The 10,806-nt window shown below is 46.6% G+C and carries 16 protein-coding genes; 12 read left to right on the top strand and 4 right to left on the bottom strand.

Annotated features, from left to right (window positions below; genetic code table 11):
* Positions 1-81: 81 nt before the first annotated feature.
* Complete coding sequence (locus tag J4G07_20075) at positions 82-1,131, bottom strand: sugar phosphate isomerase/epimerase (GenBank protein ID MCE2416288.1); 1,050 nt, start codon at positions 1,129-1,131, stop codon at positions 82-84.
* 930 nt (positions 1,132-2,061) lie between these two features.
* On the opposite strand from J4G07_20075, the gene J4G07_20080 reads away from it, so the two are divergent.
* From J4G07_20080 to J4G07_20130, 11 genes are all read left to right on the top strand, one after another.
* A complete protein-coding gene (locus tag J4G07_20080) occupies positions 2,062-2,802 on the top strand; it encodes an ABC transporter ATP-binding protein (protein MCE2416289.1) in 741 nt (246 codons plus the stop codon).
* Positions 2,803-2,842: 40 nt separating this feature from the next.
* Positions 2,843-3,649 carry an ABC transporter permease gene (locus J4G07_20085; protein MCE2416290.1) on the top strand — a complete coding sequence of 269 codons (807 nt, stop codon included), beginning with the start codon at positions 2,843-2,845 and terminating at the stop codon, positions 3,647-3,649.
* 44 nt (positions 3,650-3,693) lie between these two features.
* The gene (locus J4G07_20090; protein MCE2416291.1) at positions 3,694-3,885 is read left to right on the top strand and encodes a hypothetical protein; all 192 of its coding nucleotides are present in this window, start codon (positions 3,694-3,696) and stop codon (positions 3,883-3,885) included.
* 38 nt (positions 3,886-3,923) lie between these two features.
* Complete coding sequence (locus J4G07_20095; protein ID MCE2416292.1) at positions 3,924-4,130, top strand: type II toxin-antitoxin system HicB family antitoxin; 207 nt, start codon at positions 3,924-3,926, stop codon at positions 4,128-4,130.
* Between the two features lie 83 nt (positions 4,131-4,213).
* Positions 4,214-4,450 carry a DUF433 domain-containing protein gene (locus J4G07_20100; protein MCE2416293.1) on the top strand — a complete coding sequence of 79 codons (237 nt, stop codon included), beginning with the start codon at positions 4,214-4,216 and terminating at the stop codon, positions 4,448-4,450.
* A 7-nt stretch (positions 4,451-4,457) separates the two neighbouring features.
* A complete protein-coding gene (locus J4G07_20105; protein MCE2416294.1) occupies positions 4,458-4,787 on the top strand; it encodes a DUF5615 family PIN-like protein in 330 nt (109 codons plus the stop codon).
* Positions 4,788-4,824: 37 nt separating this feature from the next.
* Positions 4,825-5,673, top strand: a complete 849-nt coding sequence (locus tag J4G07_20110) for a hypothetical protein (GenBank protein MCE2416295.1) — start codon at positions 4,825-4,827, stop codon at positions 5,671-5,673.
* Positions 5,674-5,963: 290 nt separating this feature from the next.
* The gene (locus tag J4G07_20115) at positions 5,964-6,182 is read left to right on the top strand and encodes a hypothetical protein (GenBank protein ID MCE2416296.1); all 219 of its coding nucleotides are present in this window, start codon (positions 5,964-5,966) and stop codon (positions 6,180-6,182) included.
* 198 nt (positions 6,183-6,380) lie between these two features.
* On the top strand, positions 6,381-6,521 hold the full coding sequence (locus J4G07_20120; GenBank protein MCE2416297.1) for a hypothetical protein: 141 nt from the start codon (positions 6,381-6,383) through the stop codon (positions 6,519-6,521).
* A 487-nt stretch (positions 6,522-7,008) separates the two neighbouring features.
* Positions 7,009-7,323 carry a nucleotidyltransferase domain-containing protein gene (locus tag J4G07_20125; protein MCE2416298.1) on the top strand — a complete coding sequence of 105 codons (315 nt, stop codon included), beginning with the start codon at positions 7,009-7,011 and terminating at the stop codon, positions 7,321-7,323.
* Positions 7,310-7,630, top strand: a complete 321-nt coding sequence (locus J4G07_20130; GenBank protein ID MCE2416299.1) for a HEPN domain-containing protein — start codon at positions 7,310-7,312, stop codon at positions 7,628-7,630. The genes J4G07_20125 and J4G07_20130 overlap by 14 nt, the downstream gene beginning before the upstream one ends.
* A gap of 136 nt (positions 7,631-7,766) precedes the next feature.
* Here the strand turns inward: J4G07_20130 and J4G07_20135 are convergent, their stop codons facing one another.
* From J4G07_20135 to J4G07_20145, 3 genes are all read right to left on the bottom strand, one after another.
* Positions 7,767-8,354 carry a tyrosine-type recombinase/integrase gene (locus J4G07_20135; GenBank protein MCE2416300.1) on the bottom strand — a complete coding sequence of 196 codons (588 nt, stop codon included), beginning with the start codon at positions 8,352-8,354 and terminating at the stop codon, positions 7,767-7,769.
* 69 nt (positions 8,355-8,423) lie between these two features.
* Positions 8,424-8,609 carry a type II toxin-antitoxin system HicA family toxin gene (locus J4G07_20140; protein MCE2416301.1) on the bottom strand — a complete coding sequence of 62 codons (186 nt, stop codon included), beginning with the start codon at positions 8,607-8,609 and terminating at the stop codon, positions 8,424-8,426.
* Positions 8,606-9,283, bottom strand: a complete 678-nt coding sequence (locus J4G07_20145) for a response regulator transcription factor (protein MCE2416302.1) — start codon at positions 9,281-9,283, stop codon at positions 8,606-8,608. The genes J4G07_20140 and J4G07_20145 overlap by 4 nt, the downstream gene beginning before the upstream one ends.
* A 688-nt stretch (positions 9,284-9,971) precedes the next feature.
* Between J4G07_20145 and J4G07_20150 the strand changes: the two genes are divergently transcribed.
* Positions 9,972-10,733: a hypothetical protein gene (locus J4G07_20150; protein ID MCE2416303.1), complete on the top strand. Its 762-nt coding sequence runs from the start codon at positions 9,972-9,974 to the stop codon at positions 10,731-10,733.
* Positions 10,734-10,806: the final 73 nt, after the last annotated feature.

The raw sequence follows: 10,806 nt of genomic DNA on the forward strand, positions 1-10,806 counted from the left end.
ACACCGGCGCAGGCGAATTTAAGGGATGTCCGTCAAAGTTCTAATCAATGTCATTCCTCCGCAAGGAAAAATTAAAAATTTTTAACTCAAGCCGAGAATATCCCGATTCCGTGCCGTGTCGGTCTCTCCGCCTGCGAAATCATCAAAGGCGACATCGGTCGTTTCGATGATGTGTTTAGCGATAAACGGTGCTCCCTCTGCCGCGCCTTGTTCTGGACTTTTCACGCAGCACTCCCATTCCAGGACTGCCCAACTGTCGTAACCCGCTTCGGTCAGGAGTGTGAACACTTGTGTGAAATCCACTTGTCCATCGCCAAGCGAACGGAATCTCCCCGCACGTCCAGCCCATGATTGATAACCACCGTATACACCAACCCGACCTGTCGGACGGAATTCGGCATCTTTAACGTGAAACCCCTTGATACGTTCGCTGTAAAGTCGGATGAAGTCGATATAGTCGAGTTGTTGAAGGAGAAAGTGGCTGGGGTCGTAGTTGAGACAAGCGGCAGGATGGTTGTCCGTGTAATCTAAGAACATCTCGTAGGTCGCGCCATCGTAAATGTCCGAACCCGGGTGGAGTTCGTAAGCGAAGACCTGACCGTTAGCGTGTGCCAGATCCAGAAGTGGCAGCCAGCGTGCGGCGAGTTCTTTGAACGCCTCTTCAATAATTCCATCGGGACGTTGGGGCCACGGATAGACGGTGTGCCACGCGAAACCGCCTGAAAGCACCGGGATAACATCCAGTCCCATATTCACCGAAGCGTGGATACATTTCGTTAATTCCTCTGTCGCCCACGCTGTCCTTTCTGCTCCTCGCAAACCGGGCGGATGGAATGCCTCAAACATAACTTCATACGCAGGATGCACAGCCAAAACCTGTCCAGCGAGGTAGCCAGCGACCTCTGTCGCTGCAAGCCCCATCTCATTGAGCGTCCCTTTGAATTCATCGCAATAGGCTTTGGATTCAGCGGCTTTTCCGATGTCAATGACGCGATCGTCCCAATTGGGAATTTGGACACCTTTGTACCCCAAACCTGCAACCCATTTTCCGATATTTTCCATCGTATCGTATGGTGCTTCATCCCGCATGAATTGGGCGAGAAAGATAGCTGGACCTTTGATTTTCGGCATTGTTCCTGTGCTCCTGTATTTGTGTGTAAACGCTAACAATGTAAGCGGTAAAGTTTATATTGCATTAACCGCGACGTTCATCCGGACTCCGGTAGGTGCGGTTTTGCGGCGTACTCGGCCCGACGAGTGCCACACGCGCACTCGGCGTTGATTCATGCGATCTGCATTCCTAACCAGGGTTCCCACCCGTTACTGGGTAGGACCTTTTAAGAGGAATCATCAATCAGAATTGGTATTACGACTTATGTAGGTTGCTCTTTTGTAGCATAACCTGTTAGGTTGTGTCAGGAAACCGTCTGCGTTTTTTATACGCTCTCTTTCACGGCGTGGGCGATGCTTAAAATTGCGTAAGTCCTGTTTATAACATGTATCCGCAAGCCTGAAACGGAGTGGAAGGCGGAGGATAACAGAAAATCGTCATTGAACTCGCTTCGTTGTTTAACGCTTCGCGAATTATCAAAAACACTCAGTCCGCTTCAAATCGGCGAAAAATAATTACCAAATCATCACGAACTTTGGGTATAATATATAAAAGTCCATATGTAATGTCAAGGATTTTAGAGGTGGATCCAGAGTCCCTGAGTTTTCCAATGATCTGAATAGCGGATGATACAGATTTCGTAGATGATACCCTTCCATTCAAAACGTAGCCCGTAATGAAATTAGGTTCTCCTTAAATGGCATAATTTTGCTTCGCAGCGAGAATGCTTTACATGTGGAGGGGTTTTTGCTTGGGTGTTTCTTCAGATATACGGAAATGCGCGTCAAGTACGAAATCCACCTCACCGAACCGCAAGGTATAATTAAAAAGTGAAAGGGAAAAGGGTGGAGCAACCTATCTATGGATTGACGGTTCGCGGGGTGACGAAGCATTTTCGTCGGACCAAACGAACCAACGATAAACCGCGTTTTCATCAGAAGATCCAGCGTATGTTCAGGCGCGAGAAGGAAGTCATCCGGGCAGTTGACGGTATCTCTTTAGAGGTAAACATCGGAGAAATCTACGGGATTCTCGGTGCGAATGGCTCGGGAAAATCGACGCTGATTCGTCTCATTTCAACGCTACTACTGCCTGATGCTGGGAATATTCAGGTCTTCGGAGACGACGTGGTAACAAATAGTCTGAAGGTTCGACAGGTGATGAACCGCGTCTCTGTTGAGGCTTCTTTCTTTAAACGTCTCTCTTCGCAAGAGAACCTGATTTACGCTGCCCGCCTCTACGGTATCCCTGCTCCCGAAGCCGGACGAAGATCACAGCAGATTTTGGAAAGACTCGGCTTTGCGGCAGATCGGATGAACGAGGAGATGGAGCATCTGTCGCGCGGGATGCAACAGAAAGTCGCCATCGCGCGTGCCTTACTCACCACCCCTATGCTACTCCTACTCGATGAGCCGACGACAGGACTCGATCCGAAATCTAAACGCGATGTGCAAGCCTTTATTGAAGAGATCCGTCAAGAGCGGAACGCTGTCATACTCCTAACGACGCACGATATGGCGGAGGCAGAGAGGTTGTGCGACAAGATCGCAATTATCGATAAAGGACAGTTTATCGCAGAAGGGACAGTCGAGGAACTCATCGCGAATGCCCCATCTCAGAACGGGGTGCCAGCGACGTTAGAGGACGTGTTTATTGCACTGACGGGGAAAGGGATTGAGGAGGAAGAGTAGTTTATGAAGCAAGTTCTGGCTTGCAAGCTACGCCAAAAAAATGCTGAATTTTGTTCGGGAAACGATTGTCTCTTATGCTTTTATTGAACGCAACTTCAATCTGCTGAAGCGGTATATGAGCTGGGAAATTCTCTTTTTCAGTTATTCCATCGTCAATGCGCTAACAATCGGCTTGATTATGGTAGGACGTGGCAGCAGTCAAGATGTGCTTTACCTCGTCATTGGCGCACTCGTTTGGGGGTTTCTCTCCATTATGATGCGTGAGGTGAGCGATGCGATTACATGGGAGAGATGGGAGGGGACGATTGAATATACCTTTATGGCACCGATTTACCGCATCACGCACCTTGTCGGTTCCTGTCTATTTGCAATTCTATATGGGTTGCTGCGGACAGCCTTAGTTTTGGCGATAATCCCCTTCTTTTTTGGGGAACACATTGATTTAAGCAACGCCAATTGGCTAACGATGGTGGTCACTGTTCTTATCTCCAGTCTCTCTTTCATCGGTATCGGGCTGATGGCGGCGATATTTCCATTGTTGTCACCGGAGAAGGGACAAGCCGCAACAGGGATCATTGAGTCGATGCTACTCTTAGTCTCCGGTATCTACTATGAAATTGAGGTGTTACCAGCATGGCTTCAACCGATTTCCAAAATTTCGCCTGCCACGTATACACTCAGGTCGATTCGTGCAGCGATGCTTGAGAACGCGCCTGTTCAGAGCCAAGTGGGTAATCTCGCTTTACTCCTCATCATTGGTATCCTACTCATTCCACTTGGATTTTTGATTTTCCATTTGGGTGAAAAATACGCCAAACGCGTCGGTAGGCTGAAAAGGAGTGGTTAGTGCTGAACCAGCATTTACTATGACAACAAGGGTGGAATTATCAGATGAAACAGAGATTGGAGATGGAATTAGAGGCTATCACAGAGTTATCGCCACTTGAACTCGCATTGAGGATCGTGCTGCTCGTTCAAGAGATGATTGAGACGGTAAGACAGTCCTTGGGGGCTGAATTGGAGTTTGATATTTTTCTCGTGATAGAGGGTCGCGGGGTTCGTCTTGTCATGGAACCGGTGTAAATTGTATTGACATATTTTGGAATAAGGTGGATAAATTCATGAAATACGTCGTTATTTTTGAAGAAGGTAAAAACAGCTGCAGTGCTTATGTTCCGGATCTTCCGGGATGTATTGCTGCGGGTGAAACATTAGAGGAAGTCAGAAAATTAATCGCCGAAGCCATTGAATTTCACATTGAAGGGTTACGGGCAGATGGAGATGTTGTCCCGCCACCATTGTCAAATCTTCTTGTTCATATTTATTGAACGCCCTCGAAATTTGTGGTAAAATAAAGGAAATCTACATCAGCGTCTGGAAACCAAGATTCCTAACAAGGAGAAACTTAAAGATGACAACAGAGCAAATCATAACCCAAGACCCAGATATTCACGGCGGAATGCCTGTGTTTACTGGCACTCGTGTTCCCGTCAAAAGCCTCATTGATCATCTGAAAGCCGGTGATAGCCTTGACTATTTTCTCGAAGGTTTCCCCTCAGTTTCTCGACAACAAGCGATTGCTTTTTTAGAAATCGCATTGACCACAGCTATTGGAAACCCATCGTCCGGCTCAGACGAGTTAGGTTGAAAATCAGATGCGTGTTCTACTTGATGAAAACTTGGACTGGCGGTTGGTCCGCTATTTTGACGCGGATTTTCAGGTCACAACGGTTTCTCGGCAAGGTTGGAAAGGGACGAGGAATGGCGAACTTCTCAGGCAAGCTGCCGCAACCTTTGACGCACTTATCACCATGGATAAAGGCATTGAACATCAACAGAACCTCCGCGAATACGCGATCGGGATCATCCTCATCTCCGCGAAAAGCAATCGTCTTCAGGACATTCAACCGGCGATGCGCCGCGTTAACCAAGTCCTAAGAACGCTTGAGCCCCGTCAGGTCATCCACGTGACGCTTAACACGTAACCTCTTCTTACCTTTGAAAGTTATGACGGAGATGAGCATGACGAATTTACAGATTCCGTATGCCTATACTACCAGTAAAATCCCGATCTCTCCAGAAATAGCAGAAAAAGGGCAGGATTTCTCGTGTCCATTGTGTGATTGTGAGGTCGTCTTGAGACGTGGAAAAGTGAGACGTCCGCATTTTGCGCATAAGCCAGACACCGGATGTTCAGGCGAAGGCGTTCGACATAAGGTCGCAAAACAGATGATTTATCTTATGTATCTGAGAACGGTTCGCACTGTAATGACGAGTGTGACGACATTCCGAAGATGCCCAAACTGCTCGCAGGGTGTACTTTTTTCTCAAACTCCCAAATTTGATGATGTTGCCTGTGAAATTAATGTTGGCAAACACAGAGTAGACATTGCTCTATTGAGAGATGGAAAGCCTATTTCAGGAATAGAGGTAAGGGACACTCACCCCGTTGATGATGCCAAATGGGATGCCTTTGAGGAGTTGCAGTTTCCATGTATAGAAGTGGATTCCAGAGATGTAATTTATATGTGGGAATATGATTTAAAGTCCTGGAGGCAGCCGCTCCCAAAACTATCGTTTCCTATGCGTCTTGACTTGAAGGCTATCAGACACAATCTACATCTTTTCAATGATCAACTCCATCGCATTTATTGCGATGAATGTGATGATGGGGTAGACCACCAGGAAGAGGGTGAGTCTTTGATGGAAGCGGATGAATCTATACCGGAAGAGGTGCGTGCCGAAATTTTAAATGAGGTGCATCGTCAAGTGCCCAGATTATTGGCAAAGGAACTTTCATCAATATTGCAATTCCATTCAAAGAGTGGGTCCGAAATTGCTAATGAGGAGTGGGACCAATCTGACAAATGATAAGCTGAATGTAACGTAAATAGACTTTTGAAACATTGAGCAACTTCTGCCGACGATATTGGTGCCTTACCGTTAGTGCATCATACCGTCCTTCGCCCTCGGATGTGCCTGTCAGTCGTGATGCCTATTCCTCCTAAAATAGAATGGTTCTGAAAAAAGAGGTGCCAAGTGGTTGTGTAAAGTCTTAGATAAATTCAGTTGTCCTACCCTCAATTTTATGGTATTCTTAATATCGTTGAAAATGCGCTGTGCTAACTGCGAATTCCACATTGATCTAGGAAGGAAGAATCATGACGCAGCTTCTTGAGAAAGTGCTTACCGAGGTTCATAAACTACCACCGGAAAAACAGGATGCCATCGCTGCTGTGATACTTGAAGAATTAGAAGATGCGCAGCTCTGGGACAAGGCTTTTTCCGAATCAGAAAATAAGCTTGCCCAACTTGCGCAGAAAGTTCGTACTGATATTAAGGCAGGACGCATCAAAAAAATGGGCATTGACGAGTTGTGAACTCATATCTAACAGAGGATTTTCTTGCGTGTTTTCGACAATTACCCGAGGATGTAAAAGAAAAAGCACGTAGGAACTATCGATTTTGGCGACAAAATCCTAACCACCCAAGTTTGCAATTCAAAAAGGTACATACCAGAGAGCCGATTTACTCAGTTCGAGTTGGAATTGGTTGGCGTGTTTTGGGCTTGCGAGAAGATGAAACATTCTATTGGTTCTGGATTGGCACTCATGCCGAATATGAGAGATTGCTGCGTCAATTTTGATCGTGATGCTCACAATGCCTATATGGGAGCGAGAACAGAGATTCGGATGCGGGTGTGTCCACCCCGACATTGACCCCGCTCGGATAAGACCAACACGATAAACCGACATCCACAGTAGCTACCGCCAGAGAAGAAAACAAAGCCCCAGACAGAACCATCATTTGACTTTCACGTCGCGCCCTGGAAACCGGACACAGTTTTTAGAGCATGATCCCCCCGCCTATAACTTCCGAGAAACCGAGCGTGGCACAGAATACAAACGCGACCCCGACTTCCCGATTACTATTAGGGGGCTTGTGTATCTTACTTGCAGCCCGCAGTCTAAACAACTCTCGTGGCGGATGGTAGAAAACGAAACAAAAACGGGGATTATTAAACGTGATAAGTCAGTTACGTTTCGCGAGGTTGCCTGCTTTGAATCGTGCGATTCCGCCGCGGTCAGCGAGTTCGGCGTTAGCGTAGTGTGCCGGCATGAGACTTGTCACGTTTTTGCTTATGCTGCTATAATAACAGGAAGGATGTTTCGGGTTTTCAAAAAACGTGGATAAAGGGAGCGGGGTATGAACAACGAATTTATCTCAATTATGACAGAGCGAATTGTACAAGGCTTTGATCCGTTACAGATTATCCTCTTCGGCTCACAGGCACGTGGGGACGCAGATCCGAAAAGTGACATAGATCTGCTCGTCGTTTTTGCTGAACTTCGGGATAAACGAAAAACCGCTCTTGATATTATGCGTGCCCTGTCCGACTTACCTGCGGCAAAGGATATTCTTGTCTCAACGCCTGAAGAACTCGAACGCCACCGGACTCGGATTGGATCGGTCCTGCGTTATGCGCAACGCGAGGGGAAAGTCCTCTATGCAAGCAATTGATCGACTCGCAGACACCTCCCGCTGGCTGCGTTATGCCGAAGAGGACTTGAGAACTGCTGAAACCCTTCTCAGGCAACCCGATGTACCGCCTCGCCAAGCCTGTTGGTGCGCTCAACAATCCGCTGAAAAGACACTGAAGGCAGTACTCATCTTCTTAGAGATTGATTTCCCGAGAACGCATGACTTAGATGCGTTGCGAAACTTGGCACCTGAGAGTTGGCAACTCAAAGCCACGCATCCAGACTTAGCACCCCTAACAAGATGGGCAGTCGATGCCCGGGTGAAATGCCCGAAGCTACGAACATAGACGCATCCGAGGCTGTTGAGCAGGCACGTGCTGTTTGGACATCCGTATCTACTGCGCTCTCAGAACACGGTTATCACGTAGGGCAAGATTTCTGATCACATTCGTTGCAAGCGAGTCTGCCCGGTAAGTTCGCTTTTCACCGCTTACCATCTTTAAACCGTGCGATTGCTCCCTTTTCGGCAAACTGCGCTCTCGCATAATGAGCAGGCATACCCGGGTCTTTCCACCGACCCGCCACTTGAATATCCACCAGGGACGCTCCTGATTTTGCAAGAGAGACTGTCGTTCCAATCCGTAGGGAGTGTCCCGACACCTTCTCCGTCAGCCCCACCCTCGCAGCACAGGACTTAATAATCCGTCTCACACCGTCGTCCGTCAAGTGAGACAGCTCACCCGTCTGTTTGTCGCGATAGACGTTGTCACCGCGGGCAGTCATTCTCCGAAAGAGATAGCCTTCCGTAAGCCCCGACCGTTGTAACCATTCAGTGACTATTTTACGGGTATCCTCACACAGATACAGGTGTTCCCCTGAACCCTCTGGGTCGGTCTTAGAGAACCGAAGCCGGAGTGTGTTATCCTCAAGGTCAGAGATACGGAGCTCCGTCACTTCGGAGATACGCAATAGCCCGTCCGACATGACCCGCAGAATAGCAGAATTGCGGAGTCCGCGGAGCGTGCCGTCTGCCTCCTGAACCGCACATATCCTTTCAACTTCTTTCCATATGAGGCATTATATCTCGTGCGCGACATCGTGTTAGAAAGGTAGAAAAATAGGAGGGAACATTCAATCAGATTATATGGACGGAATTTTTAATTGCTTACAAATTTGCTTGGCAAGTACATTTTTAATCTCGGTGTGTCTGGGCACTGTGGCGTGAGTGCCTAACTTTGGATGCCACCATCGCGAATGTTTACGACCTTCTTTATAAAGCTCACAGCCATGGTCTTCAAGATGCTTAAGCAGTTGCCTGCGTTTCATACATCAATTCTTACTTCCTCAAACCCGCTTTCAGTTTGGTCCGACGCTCCCGGCGCGCCGAATTCCAAAATATCAGAAGTCTTTACCGCTTCAGATTCACTTTCCGTTCGGCGAGACACTTCAAGCGTTTCATCTTCTAAGATTTCGCGAAGCGTGATTTGCAACGTATCTAATAATTCACTTTTCGTTCGTTCTTGACAGGTAACACCTGGAACTTCCAATATCCACCCAATCCACCATCCCTCACTCTCTCGGATGAGAGCCGTATAGGTTTGTGCTATCTCTGCAGGACTGGATTCTGTCTTGAGCCACTCCTGAAGAAATAGAAGGTCTGATTCATAAGAGTCGGCGTCTCGACTACGTTTCCTGATAATCAATGGATCTTCCTTCACCATATCAAGATGCCGTGTGACAAAAATGACCGGCACGCTGATAGACAAATCGTGCAGCCGACGAACGATTGTATTTCCACCTTCATGATCATTGTCCGACTTCATGTCAAGAATCGCACCACTGTAGGAATTATCTATTTTTTCCAATGCGCTCAACGGATCTGTTACGATGTCAGTTTCAACAGTCAGATTGTATTTTTTATTGAAAGTATCTACAGTGTCTATAAAGTCCCGTTGTTGCTCTTCTGCGTCTTCGACAAGCAAAATTTTCATCGTATTCATTTTTCACCCTCCGTTTGTTTTAGGCTGAAGTGTGATGTCATGTATTGCTGATCGGTTGCTATCTTCCAGTACAGGCGTTCCGTAACACACCACGTTTTAATTCCATTCTCAAAGCCTATAATACCTAATACAGTCTACCTTAAACCTACAGAAATGTCAAGTTATGATCGACTTAATTTTACGCATGCTGCAGCACCGCAACCTCGTAAACTTGAAACATGGCAGGACTGCAATCTTACAGTCCCCAGTGCTCAGTTTTCGCTCTAATACGCGATAGCATTCCCAAGACATCTGTAGTAATGGGTATGTATAACTCGAATTCTATAACGCTATTATAGAAAACTGGATACGGCGTTTTTTCTCGTTTTGAATACAATGAGGAAGGCAGGTTCCTAATTCTGTTTGCACGTTTTATCGATCGTATTCTACATGTTAGAAAATTCTATAATAAAAATATATTATTTATTTTTTATTTCCTATATTGTATATTTACCTCATCCAGAGACGTGGATGCTGTATCAAATCGCAGAATCTGAGGATGCGACACTACGCAATAGCAAGAAGCTTGCCAGTAGGATTCGAGACGCAACGATCCGCGGTGCCTTGATAGGGATACAGACGCTCTCCTGGCGGTAACAGAAAAATAGCATCCAGCGCGGTGCCCTAAATCATGGAAAGGTGTATGTATATGAGATTCTTAGTCGTAATTATCTTGAGTGGGGCATTAGGCATGTTTCATTCTCAAATCGTAGAGGCTGCAGAGATAACGGTTGTTGACAATAATGTCTTCGTGGAAACCGATACCTATGAAGTCCATTTTATGGACGGCGTTATCAACCATCTTTCTAATAAATTAACGGGAGAAACTTATACGCTCCGTCTAGGTGTTGGTGATGTGCCTACAGGTATCAGTGGACGCAGTGGATTATTAAGAAGAAGCGGCGGATCTGTCTGGACAGACCAGACAACGCTAACAGAGGCAAGAAAAGTCGCACCCCTCAGAGCAAGACTTGTGTTTATGCAGGGACAAAACGAGATTCGTCTGTTTATAACGGTCAATGAGAGGACGGGTGATCTATTAATTGAACAACGGGGTATTTCGGATACAGCAGGGGTCTACGGTATTCAGTGGGGGTGTGGAAATCTGGATGTCAGGGGCCTGGACCTTATTCTTCCAGCAGAAGGGGGACAAGTCTTTGATGTTACGACTCCAATTACCTCAAGAAGATTCAAATATCCGGGTAGTTGTTGTGGGGGCTGGGAAGCACAACTCGCAATCATTCAAGGACAACGGGGCGGATTTTTCGTTCGTGGTGCAGATGCAACCTTTCAGTTTAAAGCACTCCATTATGAAAAGGATGCCGAAAGTTTCGCGCTCGGTTTTGAGACGCAAAACCAAGCACCTTTTGATGCCCTTACCTCTGCAGAATCTGTTATATGGAGATTATAGTGTCCATTAGAATTAAAAAGACATTTTTTGTATTTTGTAATAGAATGTGTCTATTATGGCATATTCAACAGAT

The sequence above is a fragment of the Candidatus Poribacteria bacterium genome, assembly GCA_021295715.1.
Taxonomy (GTDB): domain Bacteria; phylum Poribacteria; class WGA-4E; order WGA-4E; family WGA-3G; genus WGA-3G.